This window comes from Thermodesulfovibrio thiophilus DSM 17215 (genome assembly GCF_000423865.1).
In the GTDB taxonomy this organism is placed as follows: Bacteria; Nitrospirota; Thermodesulfovibrionia; order Thermodesulfovibrionales; family Thermodesulfovibrionaceae; genus Thermodesulfovibrio; species Thermodesulfovibrio thiophilus.
In genome coordinates, this window is sequence record NZ_AUIU01000014.1 from 36062 (window position 1) to 51181 (window position 15120).

Annotated in this window: 15 protein-coding genes and 1 tRNA gene; 11 read left to right on the forward strand and 5 right to left on the reverse strand. The window is 32.0% G+C overall.

The genetic code is table 11. From position 1 onward, the window contains the following. Positions 1-19 precede the first annotated feature (19 nt). The 5 genes from cobM to G581_RS0105810 are packed head-to-tail and all read right to left on the reverse strand — an operon-like array spanning position 20 to position 4208. Entirely contained in the window at positions 20-763 is a 744-nt protein-coding gene (cobM, locus tag G581_RS0105790) for a precorrin-4 C(11)-methyltransferase (protein WP_028845010.1), read from the reverse strand. After that, positions 760-1431, reverse strand: a complete 672-nt coding sequence (cobI, locus tag G581_RS0105795; RefSeq protein WP_028845011.1) for a precorrin-2 C(20)-methyltransferase — start codon at positions 1429-1431, stop codon at positions 760-762. The genes cobM and cobI overlap by 4 nt, the downstream gene beginning before the upstream one ends. After that, the gene (locus G581_RS0105800; RefSeq protein WP_028845012.1) at positions 1428-2660 is read right to left on the reverse strand and encodes a bifunctional cobalt-precorrin-7 (C(5))-methyltransferase/cobalt-precorrin-6B (C(15))-methyltransferase; all 1233 of its coding nucleotides are present in this window, start codon (positions 2658-2660) and stop codon (positions 1428-1430) included. Before G581_RS0105800 ends, cobI begins: the two co-directional genes overlap by 4 nt. Further along, a complete protein-coding gene (cobF, locus tag G581_RS0105805; protein ID WP_028845013.1) occupies positions 2650-3384 on the reverse strand; it encodes a precorrin-6A synthase (deacetylating) in 735 nt (244 codons plus the stop codon). Before cobF ends, G581_RS0105800 begins: the two co-directional genes overlap by 11 nt. Continuing rightward, on the reverse strand, positions 3381-4208 hold the full coding sequence (locus G581_RS0105810) for an energy-coupling factor ABC transporter ATP-binding protein (protein WP_028845014.1): 828 nt from the start codon (positions 4206-4208) through the stop codon (positions 3381-3383). Before G581_RS0105810 ends, cobF begins: the two co-directional genes overlap by 4 nt. Before the next feature lie 147 nt (positions 4209-4355). On the opposite strand from G581_RS0105810, the gene glgB reads away from it, so the two are divergent. From glgB to G581_RS0105865, 11 genes are all read left to right on the forward strand, one after another. Then, positions 4356-6275 (forward strand): 1,4-alpha-glucan branching protein GlgB, encoded by a 1920-nt coding sequence (gene glgB / locus G581_RS0105815; RefSeq protein WP_028845015.1) that lies wholly within the window; start codon positions 4356-4358, stop codon positions 6273-6275. Between the two features lie 25 nt (positions 6276-6300). Continuing rightward, complete coding sequence (locus tag G581_RS0105820) at positions 6301-8727, forward strand: DUF3536 domain-containing protein (protein WP_028845016.1); 2427 nt, start codon at positions 6301-6303, stop codon at positions 8725-8727. 19 nt (positions 8728-8746) lie between these two features. Continuing rightward, positions 8747-9040, forward strand: a complete 294-nt coding sequence (locus G581_RS0105825) for an alpha-amylase family glycosyl hydrolase (RefSeq protein ID WP_028845017.1) — start codon at positions 8747-8749, stop codon at positions 9038-9040. Then, entirely contained in the window at positions 9024-9401 is a 378-nt protein-coding gene (locus G581_RS0105830; RefSeq protein WP_028845018.1) for a hypothetical protein, read from the forward strand. Before G581_RS0105825 ends, G581_RS0105830 begins: the two co-directional genes overlap by 17 nt. 203 nt (positions 9402-9604) lie before the next feature. Further along, a complete protein-coding gene (rpsU, locus tag G581_RS0105835; protein WP_028845019.1) occupies positions 9605-9802 on the forward strand; it encodes a 30S ribosomal protein S21 in 198 nt (65 codons plus the stop codon). 79 nt (positions 9803-9881) lie between these two features. Next, positions 9882-10838, forward strand: a complete 957-nt coding sequence (locus G581_RS0105840; RefSeq protein WP_028845020.1) for a Nif3-like dinuclear metal center hexameric protein — start codon at positions 9882-9884, stop codon at positions 10836-10838. A 10-nt stretch (positions 10839-10848) separates the two neighbouring features. Continuing rightward, on the forward strand, positions 10849-12558 hold the full coding sequence (gene dnaG, locus G581_RS11655; RefSeq protein ID WP_051178941.1) for a DNA primase: 1710 nt from the start codon (positions 10849-10851) through the stop codon (positions 12556-12558). After that, entirely contained in the window at positions 12551-13828 is a 1278-nt protein-coding gene (locus G581_RS10795; RefSeq protein ID WP_051178943.1) for a sigma-70 family RNA polymerase sigma factor, read from the forward strand. The genes dnaG and G581_RS10795 overlap by 8 nt, the downstream gene beginning before the upstream one ends. 48 nt (positions 13829-13876) lie before the next feature. After that, positions 13877-13950 (forward strand) — tRNA-Ile (locus tag G581_RS0105855). Then, positions 13950-14717 (forward strand): zinc ribbon domain-containing protein, encoded by a 768-nt coding sequence (locus tag G581_RS0105860; protein WP_028845021.1) that lies wholly within the window; start codon positions 13950-13952, stop codon positions 14715-14717. The genes G581_RS0105855 and G581_RS0105860 overlap by 1 nt, the downstream gene beginning before the upstream one ends. Next, positions 14714-15112: a ribonuclease HI family protein gene (locus G581_RS0105865; RefSeq protein WP_028845022.1), complete on the forward strand. Its 399-nt coding sequence runs from the start codon at positions 14714-14716 to the stop codon at positions 15110-15112. The genes G581_RS0105860 and G581_RS0105865 overlap by 4 nt, the downstream gene beginning before the upstream one ends. Positions 15113-15120: the final 8 nt, after the last annotated feature.

Consider the following 15120-nt stretch of genomic DNA (forward strand, 5'->3'; position numbering starts at 1 on the left):
AGTCAAATAAACTATAGCTTTATTTCCAGTTGAATTCTCTGTCATAGAGCTTTGACCTTTTTTTAAGTTGCTGATTTATAGCTTTTAGACTTTCTCCAACAAAAATGAGTGATGTTTTCTTTATGTTGTTTTTTTTCATCAGTTCTGAAAGGTCAATGAGTGTGCCATGAATGATTTTTTCTTCATCCCATGTAACCTTGTTAACAATTGCAATAGGAGTTTGAGGAGACATTACTTCAAGAAGCAGTTTCTCAACTTCTTCCACAAGACCTGAGCTAAGAAAAAAAACCATCGTAGCCCTGACAGAGGCAAGTTTTTTAATATCTTGAGAAGATGTTCCTCCAGTTTTTCCTTCGATTCTCGTAAATATGACTGTCTGAGACACTTCAGGAATTGTGAGTTCTATTCCCATTTTTGCCGATGCAGCAAATGCAGATGATATACCTGGTATTATTTCATATGGAATTGATTTTTCTTTTAGTATTTCAATCTGTTCCTGAATTGCACTGTATAAAGAAGCGTCTCCACTTACAAGTCTTACCACTGTTTGCTTATTTTTTATATATTTTTCAATAACTTCAATGATTTGTTCTAATTTCATTTTAGATGAATCATATAGGTCTTTCCTTATACCTTCAATGATCTTTTTATTTAAAAGACTGCCTGGATAAATCACACATTCAGCGGAATTTAATATTTTATATCCTTTAATTGTAAGAAGTTCAGGATCTCCTGGACCTGCTCCAATAAAATAAACCTTCATTTTTTGATTACCACCATCGAAAAATAATCAAGATCAGATTCTTTTATTTCATCAAGACCTGAAAATATAGCTTCTTCGGGCATGGTTGCTTTCTTTATATAAAATACTCTGCAATTTTTAGTTTTAAGAGCTTTTTTTATTCTATCAAGAGTTTTATGCGGTTTCATAAGGACAATAGTATCAAAATTTTCTATATAAAAATCAATTTCTCTATGATAGTTAGCAGGAACAATTGCTATTCTTTCATCTCCAAGAGCTAAACTTGCAGGCAGTCTACATGAACTCGCATTTATGGAACTTACACCCGGAATTAATTCAATCTGAATTTTATCTTTAAGGTATTCATAAAGATAAAAGAATGTGCAGTAAAATGAAGGATCTCCAAGTGTTATAAATGCAGAATCCTCAGTCGCCTGTTCGATTATATTTTCTGCAAGTTCATTCCATACTTTGACCAGATTCTGTTGTTTTGTTTTTAACATTGGAAATTGGAGAGTTATGATTTTTTTTTCTGATAAATCAATCGTTTTTTCAACAATTGAAAGTGCGATGCTATCTTTGCCACCTTTGGGACAGAATATTGTATTTACAGATTCAAGAATTTTTTTTGCCTTAAGAGTGATTAGTTCAGGATCTCCTGGACCTATACCTACAACATATAGCTTCATCTTTGTCCTCTGATAATAAAAACAGGATTTAAAGCCTTAAAAAGCTTTCTTCCATACTTTGTTTCTATTCTTGCCACGTTTATCTGTGATATATCAACCATAAATTCTTTACTTTCAAGTAGATTAATAGCATTATTCAGTGTTTCCATTGATATGCCAGCTATAACAACTATTTTAAGTCTGTGTAGTTGTGAAATAAAATCAAGTATTTCATTTAGTTTTCCTCCGCTACCGCCTATGAAAACTCTGTCAGGTTCAGGAAGTCCGTAGAGAGATGAAGGTGCTTCGCCTTCGATGATTTTGAGATTTCCTAGTTCCAGATTTTCTTTATTTCTTTTTATCAGATCTGTTGATTCTTTTTCAATCGCATAAATTTTTAAACTATCTGAAAGCATGGCAAGTTCAATACTTACAGCACCAGAGCCAGCACCAATATCCCATATTACACCTTTTTTTGGAGGTTTTAGCCTATGAATTATTGATGCTCTTATCTCATCCTTTGTTATCATTCCATTTTCATGAATGATTTCTTTTTCTTCAACTCCGAAAAGATATTTAGAATGAATATTTTGAACGGAATTTTTATTCTCACAGGAAAGAATTACAAAATTAGGTTCATTAAAAGTCTCTGCTGTAACCTGCTTTAAAGAAGCAACTGTAATTTTTTCATCTTCATATCCAAGCCTTTCAAAAACATAAAAATTTAAATCTGTGTATGCTTCTTTTTTATTCATAATTTCTCTTGCTAAAGTATCCGGACTGTTTATGGTATCTGTTAAAATAGCCACTCTATCATGTTTTAATAATGTATCAATAATAAGCTCTATATCAAGCTGCCTTCCATGAAAACTCAATGTTGAAATTCCGTACCAGTTCTTTTTTATAATGCTCAATGCTTTCTGCAGGCATGATAGATCAGGATAAATCTCGATATTTTCATCACCAAAAGTTTCAATTGCCTTAATTCCGATTCCAAAATAAAGCGGATCCCCACTTGCTATTAAAGCAATATTATGGTTTTCAATCCCTTTTTTTATGAAATTAAATGTATCTTTAATTGTTTTTATGTTGGCTATTCTACTTCTAACTGCATCGTATATATCATATTTTTTAAAAACTTCATTAAGTCTTGGAGATACAACAATGAAAGGGCATTGAAGAAGAATATGTTTAACCCTTTCTTCCAGTGGTTTGAACCCTATGCCCACTATGTAAAGTTTATTCATCATTGGTTAATAGATATGTTTCCATAATCCAGCCATTTTCTTTTTTTAATCTGCGTCTTAAGTCAATAAGTTGTTCAATGCATTGATGTAACTGTCCTGAATAAATAGATTCCTTTTCCGTGCCGAGATATGCTCCCCAGTAAATTTTTGGATTTTTTTCTTTAAAAAGTTTGAAAGTTTCATAGTTATCAAGAAGCACAACTATGTTGTCGTTTAAATCTTTTATTTTTTTTAATCCTCTCGGTGTTGTTAGAATCACTGAGCCTGCTATTTTGCTAAGAGAGATTTTATGTCTGGCTGAAAGAAGTTGAATTGATGAAATTCCAGGGATAACCTCAAACTCTAATGAAATATGCTTTTTAAGTTCAAGCATTATATCAATATGTCCATCATATAAAGATGGATCTCCAAGTACAAGGAGACCTGCTTCCTCAATATTCTCTAATGCTTTTAAAATTATCTCAGTTTTTTGGTCTCTCCATTGCTTTACAGATTTTTCATATGGACTGGATTTTTTTCGCTCAGGAAAATCAAGCTTGATTAATTTATAATCTCTATCAGGATGACAATAATCAATAATTCTTTCTCTTATATCTGTGAGTTCTTGTTTCCCACCTTTTTTTAAAGGTACAAGAAAGACATTCAATTTCCTGATTGTTTCAATGGCTTCAACTGTTAAATATTTAGGATCTCCAGGTCCTATTCCAATTAGATAGATTTTTTTCATTGCCTGTTCAACATTTGTAATATCAACATTTTTGCATCCCTCACAGTTAATGGAAGCTTTTTTATATTATCAGATTTATCCTTCAAAGAATAAATGAGTTCAGCAATGAAGGGAAGCCTGAGTCCGAATTCTTCAACATCCTTTGATGAAAAGACATCCTCAGGAGCACCATATTTTACAACGGTTCCGTCATGAAGCAAATAAATTTTTTTTACAAAAAGTGGAATAAGATCAATATCATGTGTTGCAATTACAAATGTTATACCATCAGCATTTAATTTTCTAATTAACTGAACTAATTCTTTCTGTCCTTCAGGGTCAATTCCAGCAATTGGTTCATCAAGAAGAAGAATTCTATGTCCCATACTTAATAAACATGCTATACACAACCTTTTTTTCTGCCCGAAACTCAGTGAATGTATTTCCTTCTGCTCGAATCCTTCAAGGCCAACCATGGAAAGTGCTTTTTTTACTCTTTGCTTTACTTCCTCATCATTGTAGCCCATGTTATATGGACCGAATGCTACATCATCAAATACAGTACTGGCAAAAAGTTGCTCATCAGGATTCTGAAAAAGAAGTCCCATTTTTGAATAAATCTGGCGTGGTGTTAAACTCTTTACATTTTCTCCATCAACTAAAACTTCGCCACTGAAATCCTTTAGAAGTCCGTCCATTATCTTTAAAAGAGTTGTTTTCCCCGACCCATTTTTCCCAACTATTGCCACAATATCGTGTTCTTTAATATTTATTTCTATATTTTTTAAAACTGGATTATTTTTGAAGTATCCAAACTGATTAATTTTAACCTTCAATTTTAACATACGTTTTTTATCATTCGCGAAATTATATAAAACATAGTGTATTTTATCATTTTTCATTTTTATTAACTATTTTATGTCAGCAATATCTGAATGATACATAATTTTGTATTTATTTATTAATTTTAAAAAAGTTAAAATAGATAATAAATGATTCAGCAACCTGTAATATACAATTTCTCTCTATTTACAGATTTTGATATATACCTGTTTAAAGAAGGAAATTACTTTAATGCATATGAAAAGTTAGGTTCTCATATTATTGATTTAAATGGAACAATAGGAACTTATTTTGCTGTATGGGCTCCGAATGCAAAGCAGGTTTCTGTAATGGGAGACTTCAACAACTGGAACAAAGAATCTCATCCATTAACTGCCCGATGGGATAATTCTGGAATCTGGGAGGGTTTTATTCCCGGGATTGAAAAAGGGACAAAATATAAATATTATATAGTATCAAGATATGGCTATCTTCTTGAAAAGGGAGACCCGTATGCATTTTTCTGGGAGACTCCACCAGCCACAGCTTCATTTGTATGGGATTTAGAATATAAATGGAATGATGAAGCCTGGATGAAAAACAGGGCTAAAAATAATAACCTGAATTCACCAATCTCAATTTACGAGATGCACCTTGGTTCCTGGAAAAGGGTTCCTGAAGAAGGGAACAGATTTCTTACATACAGAGAAATGGCTTTATGGCTTGTTGAGTATCTGAAAGAAATGGGATTCAGTCATGTTGAATTTTTACCGATAATGGAACATCCATTTTATGGTTCCTGGGGATATCAAACAGTTGGATATTTCGCACCAACAAGCAGATATGGTACTCCGCAGGACTTTATGTATCTTATTGATCAGTTGCATCAAAATGGGATAGGAGTGATTCTTGACTGGGTTCCATCTCATTTTCCTGATGATGGACATGGACTGAGTTTTTTTGATGGCACATATCTTTATGAACATCAAGACCGCAAAAAGGGATATCATCCTCACTGGCATAGCTATATATTTAACTATGGAAGAAATGAGGTCAGGAACTTTCTAATAAGTTCTGCTATTTTCTGGCTTGAAAAATATCATGTTGATGCTTTGCGAGTTGACGCTGTTGCATCTATGCTTTATCTTGACTATGGAAGAAACGAGGGGGAATGGATTCCTAACAAATATGGTGGGAAAGAAAATTTAGAGGCAATTGGTTTTATAAAACAAATGAATGAAACAATTTATGAAAGATATCCTGACACACAAACAATTGCTGAGGAATCAACTTCATGGCCAATGGTGTCAAAGCCTGTATATTTAGGAGGATTAGGATTTGGGATGAAATGGAATATGGGTTGGATGCACGATACACTTGAATACTTTTCAAAAGATCCGATATACAGAAAGTATCATCACAATAAACTGACTTTTAGCATCTGGTATGCATTTTCGGAAAATTTCATACTATCCCTTTCGCATGATGAAGTTGTTTATGGCAAAGGTTCTCTTTTGACAAAGATGTCAGGAGATGACTGGCAGAAGTTTGCCAACCTAAGGCTTCTTTATGGATACATGTATGCTCATCCTGGAAAGAAACTTCTTTTTATGGGTGGAGAAATTGCTCAGAGGGATGAATGGTATCATGAAAAAAGTCTTGACTGGCATCTTCTTGAATATGAATCCCACAGAGCTATTCAGAGATGGGTGAAAGATTTGAATAATATATATAGAAATGAATTAGCCCTTCATGAACTTGATTGTGAACCATCGGGATTTGAATGGATAGATTTTAATGACTCGATACATAGTGTAATAAGCTTTTTAAGAAAAGGGAAAAATTCAAAAAATATAATTCTTGTTGTCTGTAATTTTACACCTATTCCAAGATTTAACTACATCTTGGGTGTTCCCGAGAATGGTTATTGGAAAGAAATTCTGAACAGTGATTCTGAAGTTTATGGAGGAAGTAACCATGGAAACATAGGAGGAGTAGAAGCATCTATGACTCCCTCTCACGGCAGGCCGTACTCTATTTCTGTCACAGTTCCTCCGCTGGGATTGATATTTTTTAAGTGGATGGCATAAATAATTTTCTAATAAGAGAAAGATTATGGAACGATATATCTGTATTCATGGACATTTTTATCAACCGCCAAGAGAAAATCCCTGGCTTGAATATGTGGAGCTTCAGGATTCAGCATATCCTTATCATGACTGGAATGAAAGAATTACTGCAGAGTGTTATGAGCCAAATACTGCTTCAAGAATCTTAGATCCTGAATGGATGGTTGTTGATATTGTAAATAACTACTCAAAGATAAGTTTTAACTTTGGCCCAACTCTTCTTTCCTGGATGGAAAAAAAACAACCTGAAGCATATGAAGCTATAATAGAAGCTGATAAATTCAGTAGAGAGAGATTTTCTGGACATGGATCAGCAATTGCTCAAGCATACAACCATATGATTATGCCCCTTGCAAACAGGCAGGATAAATATACGCAGGTTTTATGGGGAATTGAAGACTTTAAAAAGAGATTCGGAAGATATCCTGAGGGAATCTGGCTTCCTGAAACTGCTTGTGATACAGAGACTCTTGAAGTTTTGGCAGAATTCGGGATTAAATTTACAATACTTGCCCCAAGACAGGCAAAAAGAGCTAGAAAAATAAAAAGCGGTGCTAGATGGTTTGATGTAAGTGACGGGAAAATTGATCCCTCGACTGCATATTTATGCAGGCTACCTTCAGGAAAAACAATATCAATTTTTTTCTATGATGGCCCTATATCTCAAGATCTAGCTTTTGGAGGTTTACTTGTAAATGGGGAGACTTTTGCTCAGAGGCTTGTTTCCGCATTTAACGAAAGTAGGCAATGGAATCAAATTGTACATATTGCCACGGATGGTGAAACCTATGGACATCATCAAAAATTTGGTGATATGGCCCTTGCCTATTGTCTACACTTAATTGAGTCACAATCCCTTGCAAATATTACAAACTATGCAGAATATCTTGCAAAAAATCCACCTACCCATCAGGTTGAAATTTTTGATAATTCTTCATGGAGCTGTATTCATGGGATAGAAAGATGGAGAGAAAATTGTGGATGTAATACTGGTAGATTTTCTGGGGCATTACAGGCATGGAGAAAGCCATTAAGAGAAGGAATGGACTGGCTCAGAGACTTTCTTATTCCTCTTTATGAAGAGAGGGCTAGAAATTACTTGAAAGATCCATGGAATGCAAGAAATGAGTACATTCATGTGATACTGGATCGCAATAAGGATAATGTGGAGCAATTTTTTAGAGAAAATGCTTTAAGAGAGCTTAGTTTTGAAGAAAAAAAAGACGTGTTAAAGCTTCTTGAAATTCAGAGAAATGCTATGCTTATGTATACAAGCTGTGGATGGTTTTTTGATGAAATTTCTGGTTTAGAAACCACTCAAGTTATGCGTTACGCAGCAAGGGTTATTCAGTTAGCAGAGGAGATATTCGATGTTTCTGTGGAAAAAGAATATCTTCAGTTTCTTGAAAAAGCACCAAGTAACATCCCTGAATTTGAAAATGGCGCAAAAGTTTATGAAATGTTTGTAAAACCGAGTATGCTTGACCTGTTAAGAGTTGGAGCTCATTATTCTATTTCTTCACTTTTCAAAGAATATCCTCAAAGCACGCAGATATTATGTTATCAGGCAGAAAACGAATTTTATGAAAAAACAGAAGCGGGTAAACTGAAGCTTGTAGTGGGAAAAACAAAAATTAAATCTGAAATAACATGGGATGAAGACCTTTTCAGCTTTGCAGTTCTTCATCTTGGTGATCATAATGTAAATGGAGGGATAAGAAAATTTATAGGTGACGAATCATTTTCTTCTATGCACAGAGAAATCAGAGAATCCTTTGATAAAGGAGATATTCCTGAAGTAATACGACTTATGGATAGACATTTTGAAACAAATAACTATTCTTTATGGCATCTCTTTAAGGATGAACAAAGAAAAATCTTACATCAGGTAGTTTCACCTGTTTTTGAAAGCGTTGAAATGTCATTTAGAAAAATATACGAAGACAATTACTCTCTTATGAATTTCTTCCATAGTCTTCAGATCCCTCTTCCAAAACCGCTGGCAGTAACAGCAGAATATGTGATAAACAAGGATCTCAAGAGAATTTTTGAAAACGAGTTAGATATTGAAAAACTGGAAAGTCTGATAAAGGAATTAAAAAAGTGGTCGATAGAAATTGATAAAGCAATAATTACCTTTGTCAGCACATCATGGCTTAACAGTTTTCTTGAGAAAATAAAACAACAGCCTGAAGAAATTTCATATATTGAAAAGGTCGAAAAAATTTTGAGTCTGTTAAAATCATTGAATATTGAACCCGATATATGGAAGCTTCAAAAAGAAATTTTATTTATTGGCAAAAATATCAGTAGTTTAATGAAAGAAAGAGCATTAAAGGGAGATGACTTTGCAAATAGATGGATTGAAGTATTTCAAGCATTATGCAATTATTTAAAAGTAAAAATACAGTAATATTCAAAAGGTAGGTAAGTTGAGAATTCCATGTTCTACATATAGGTTACAATTTAATCATAGATTTACTTTTTCAGAGGCAAAAAAAGTTATTAAATATCTTTATGAACTTGGCATTACTGAAATATATGCATCTCCTTATTTAAAAGCGAGCAAAGGAAGTCTGCACGGTTATGACATTGTTGACTACAATAGTCTGAATCATGAAAGCAGAGTTAAAAAATTTTTATTAACAAAATGGTGCTTTAAAACTTGTAAAAGAATTGATAGAAAACAGAGAAGATGGGAAAATAAAAATGTATGTGATTTATAAAACTCTTAATTTTAGAAAACGCCATAGATATCTTTTTGAAAAGGGAGAATACATACCCCTTGAAGTATTTGGAGAAAGATCAAATAATATTTGCACTTTCGCGCGCCGAATAGGTCAAAAGGTAGTAATAGTTGCTATAGCAAGATTTTTTACAGAACTTATTTCAGACAAAGAAGTTTTTCCTTTTGATGTTGAATGGAAAAACTCATTTATAGCAGTTCCATTTGCTGAAAAGGGAGAAAAATACAGGAATATTTTCACTGATGAAGTAATTGAAGCAAATGATAATGAGAGAACGAATATTTTAATGCTTTCTAAAATATTTGTTACTTCTCCTGTGGTTTTACTTGAGAAGATATAAAACATGTTCAAAGTAAGTCTTGAATAAAATAAAAATAGAAAATTAGTAACTACAACTGTAGCAACCTTTTTGTCTTTTCTGATTCTGAGGAATTAATTACTTTGCAGAGAGATTATATTTGAGGAACATCTAGATTGACTAAAATAAATTTTTACTGGTAAAGTATTTATTAAATTCTTAAAAGAGAGGAGGGGATGAACTGGATGCCCTCTATAAATGTTAGGGATATGGATTCATTTGAATCGGCGTTAAAAATGTTCAAAAAACAGTGTGAAAGGGAAGGAATCCTTTCTGAAATTAAAAAAAGAGAACATTATGAAAAACCGAGTGTTAAAAGAAAAAAGAAAGTTCTTGCCGCAAAAAAGAAATTAGCAAAAAAAATGAAAATGTTATCTAAGTAAATTCTATGTGGTGAATGTAACAGGAGATTCTCATAAAAGAGAATCTCCTGATTTTATTTAATTTTAATCAGGAGGACTAATGAAACTTATAAAGTTATACCAAAAAGCCATTCAAGTAGGGATTGAAAATGATCCAAGAGGTAAAAACGAAGTTTTAAAAACTCTTGAAAAAAGAAAAAAGGATTATCAATCGCTTTCTGACAAGAAAAAGGAGTTTTTTGATATAGAGTCTCTTAAAAATCCATACAGTGATTCGAGAATTCTTTATGGTACAGGTGAGGAAGACATCAAGAACATACTTGTTGGCATAGATATGGAAGTTGGAGAAATTGTTCTAGCAGATTCATTGAGAAAAAATGGTAACAAAGTGGATCTTATTCTTGCACATCATCCTGAAGGTGGCGCATATGCTCGACTTTTTGCTGTAATGGATATGCAAGCAGGTATTCTTGGAAGATTCGGAGTTCCTATAAATATAGCTGAAAGCCTTATAGAAGGGCGGATGAAAGAAGTCGAGAGAAGGCTCATGCCCGTAAATCATACCAGGGCTGTAGATGCAGCAAGATTGTTTAATATTCCATTTATGTGTTTGCATACACCAGCAGATAATATGGTGGCAACATATTTACAGAAACTTTTTGATGAAAAAAAGCCCTATACACTTGATGATGTAATAGAACTTCTTCTTGAGATTCCAGAATACAGAGAAGCTGAAAAGAATAGCGCTGGACCAAAAATTTTAATTGGTAATAAAGACAGAAAAGCAGGAAAAATATTTGTTGATATGACAGGTGGAACAGAAGGCTCAAAAGATATATTTCAGAGCGTTGCTTTAAGTGGTATAAATACAATAGTAGCAATGCATTTAAGCGAAGAACATCGAAAAGAAGCAGAAAAGAATCATATAAATGTTATCATTGCAGGACATATAGCCAGTGATACTGTTGGATTAAATTTACTTCTTGACAGAGTTACTGAAGGAGAAAATATAACATTTTTAGAATGCTCAGGATTTAAACGTATTAAAAGGCATTAAGCCTTTTGGAATGCATTATCAACAACTTTTAGAAGAAATAAAAAATAGGATAGACATTGTTGATTTAATCACTGAATATATTGATTTGCAGAAAACAGGTCAAAATTATAAATCTCTATGTCCATTTCATGCAGAGAAAACTCCTTCATTTGTTGTAAGCCCTTCTAAACAAATTTTTCACTGCTTTGGCTGTGGAAAAGGCGGTGATATTTTTACTTTTCTTATGGAATATGAAAAAATCAGTTTCATTGAAGCTGTTTCAATGCTTGCTAAAAGAGTTGGGCTGGAATTTAAACCTGTAAACAAAAGCATGTCTCAAATTTCTAAAGAAAAACTTTATGAACTTTATGAAACGGCAAGTAATTATTATATTGAACAGTTAAAGTCGTCTGAAAAAGCAAAAAACTATCTGAAAAGTAGAGGAATTAATGAAAAGAGCATAGAAATATTTAAAATCGGATATGCTTCTGGAGAAAAAAATCTTCTATATACCTTTTTAAAGGGAAAAGGCTTTGATGATAATTTAATTAATTCATCTGGTCTGATCAATAACAATAATGACTTTTTCAGAAATAGAATTATTATTCCAATTCTGGATTTAACAGGTAGAGTTGTAGGATTTGGTGGAAGGCTATTAGATTCAACATCCCAACTTCCAAAATATATTAATTCTCAAGATACTCCGATATTTAAAAAAGGAGAAAATCTTTTTGGATTGTGGCACTCAAAACAGTATATTCGTGAAAAAGGATATGTAATGATAATGGAAGGTTATATGGATGTTATTCTCTGTCATCAGTATGGTTTTAAAAATGCAGTTGCACCTTTAGGAACCGCTCTCACTCAGGAACAATTAGAAAAAGCAAAAAGAATTTTTAATAATTTGAAAAAATTTACTAACAGGATATTATTAATATTTGACGGAGATGAAGCAGGAGTTTTAGCTGCGCAAAAGTCGTTATTGCCACTATTTTATGGAGGATTTATTGCAAAAATAGTGTTATTGCCTGATAAAGAAGACCCTGCAAGTTTTTTACAAAAATACGGAGAAAAAGCATTTAAAAATCTTATTTCAAAAGCCTTGTCTCCTGTGGATTTAATTATGAAAATTTATCTAGAAAAAAATTTAAATGAGGGAATTCATAAGTTTCTTATCATTTTAAGCTATATCGAAGATCCAATATACTGTGATGAACTTATAAGAGAACTTTCTGAAAAAACCGGTGTAAATGAGAGTGCACTTAGAGATCAACTTAAAAGGATTGTTTACAGTAAAAGCTCAAAAAGCCACAAGAATTATAATAATGATATCAAAATTCCGTCAGTTCCTAAAGAAGAGGAGATTCTTCTTCGTATAGCTATATCATATCCAGAAAAAATCAATTACATATTTCAGAAGATTAATATTGAAGATTTTGAGAATGAATTGATAAAGAACATTTTTCTTAAAATAGAGACACTACACAATCATGGTCAATTTTCAACAAATAAATTGTTAAATATTCTTAATGAAGCTGAAAAAGCCTTTATATCAAAATTGATCATTAATTCTCAGATTGATGAAGATTTGATAATACAAAATATGAATGATTGCATTAAAAATCTTGCACTAAAATCAATTGATAAAAAAATAAAAAAAACTGCCAAAATAGGTGATGAAAAAATTCTCAGCGAACTTATTAAAATGAAAAAGACTATTATGAGAAACTACAATGGATGAAGATTGTGTAGAGAAGTTTTCAGAAGATGACATACTTATTGATAAATCATCACAAAATTATGATTCCTTAAAGCTTTACTTTAAATGCATAAGTTCATTTCCTGTATTATCAAAACAGGAAGAAACAACTCTTGCCAAGACTATTAGTAATAAAAAAACTGAATTAATAAAAGAACTTCTTTATATTCCTTTTATTCAGAGAAAAATTTATGAGCTAAGTAATATTTTTTCAAGTAATCCTGAAAAAGCTAAAGAAATATTATCTGATGATGAAGAATTAGACATTGAACAAATTAAAGAAATATTTATTAAAGTTTCAGAAAATGTAAAAAAAATTATGCGAAGAAAAAAAACTCGCAAGGATATTTTAAAAACAATTTTTGATATTCCATTGAGAGATGAATTGACAAATATGTTTATAGAAGAGCTTGATCATTTTAAAAGGGAAATCAAAAAGGGCTCTGATTTGCAGATAACTACTGGAATGTCAAATGAAGAATTTCTTAAACATTTCAAAACCATTAAACAGATATTTAATGAATTCACAGAAGCTAAAAATAAAATGATAGAATCAAATCTTAAGCTTGTTATAAGTATTGCTAAAAAATACACTGGAAGAGGATTAACTCTGGAAGATTTAGTTCAGGAAGGAAACATAGGACTTATGAAAGCAGTTGATAAGTTTGAATATAAAAAAGACTTTAAATTCAGTACTTATGCTACCTGGTGGATAAAACAGTCAATTAATAGAGCTATTTCAGAGCAGTCTAAAACAATTAGAATACCTGTTCATGTTATAGATAATATAACTAAAATCAATAAAATATATCGCGAGTTATATGAAAATTCAGAAAAAGAACCTGATCTTGAACAAATTTCATCGACTTTAAATATATCCCGTGATAAAATTGCAGATTTTCTTGCAATCAGTAAAGAACCTGTATCCATCGACATATCAGTGAGAGACGATGACTCTCTATTGAGAGAGTTTATAGAAGACATAAACTCTCCTAATCCATATAAAGAAGCACTACACAATGATTTGAAGTTTTTAATTAAAAACCTTTTTAAAATTCTTAGTCATAAGGAAAAAGAAATATTAATGAAACGATATGGACTAAATGAAGAAAGCCCGAGAAGTCTTGAAGAAGTAGGTAAAACCTATTCTGTATCACGAGAACGAGTCAGACAGATTGAACTAAGGGCAATGAGAAAATTAAAACAGCTATCCAGATTTAAATGGCTTAGAGAATTTATCAGAGAATCTTGACTAATCTACCTTCCTAAGGTTATAGTAATTTGTAATATTTTTATACAAGGGCCCATAGCTCAGCTGGCCAGAGCTACCGGCTCATAACCGGTTGGTCCCAGGTTCGAATCCTGGTGGGCCCATGTTTTCAAAGGGAGATAGTTTAAAGGTGATAGAAGAGCTCAGCAATCTTATTAAGATTCAGGACATAGATTCTCAAATAATCTCATTAAAAAACAAACTTGAACTAATTCCTGCAGAAATTCATAAACTTAATCAAACTATAGTAGAAATAGATAAACAATTTAATAATGAACAGAAAAAACTTACTGATTTAGAAAAACAAAAAAGAGATAAAGAAAGACAAATTGAAGATCTAAATGAAAAAATTAAAAAACTCAAAGAAAGAACCTCCCAAATTAAAACAAACAAAGAGTATCAGGCATTGTTAAAAGAAATTGAAGAGATTGAAAGAGAACTTAAAAAACAGGAAGATAACCTCTTGATTATTTTATATAACATTGACGAAACTAAAAATACTCTTAATGAAGTTAAATTAGGTATAGAGTCAAGAAAAAGGGAAATTAACATCAAAAAAAAGGAGTTAGAAGAACAGATAAATATTCTTAATCAACAAATTGAAGTCTTTAAAGACAGTAGAAAACAGCTTATCTCAAAAATTCCGATAGAGCTATATGACGAATATAGAGAGCTTATGAAAAAGCATAAAGGTCTGGCTGTTAGTGAAGTAAAAAATTCTGTGTGCCAGGGGTGTTTTCTTCATATCCCTCCTCAACTTTATGTAGAAATTAAGATAAACCAATCTATTTATCACTGTCCTCAGTGCGGGCGATTTCTTTATTACAGAAATGAAGATAAATTAGAGGAAACAAAGGTTCAAGCTGAATGAAGGCGAAGATTTACTGCGATGGTGCATCACGCGGTAATCCTGGAGATGCAGGAATTGGCTGTTTAATTATTTTAGATAATAAAAAAATAGAGATTTCAGAGTATATCGGTAAAACAACAAATAATGTAGCAGAATATACAGCATTAATTAGAGGATTAGAAGAAGCATTAAAAGAGAGAGCTGAGGAAATAGAAATAATCTCTGATAGCGAGCTTCTTGTCCGTCAGATTAATGGAATTTACAAAGTAAAAAACACAAAATTGATACCCTTATACGAAAGAGTTAAAGAACTTCTAAATAAATTTAAAAAATATCAAATATTTCATGTCTATAGAGAAAATAACTTCATAGCTGATAGTCTTGCTAAAGAAGCTTCATGCAAACAACAAAAATAAGGTGTAAA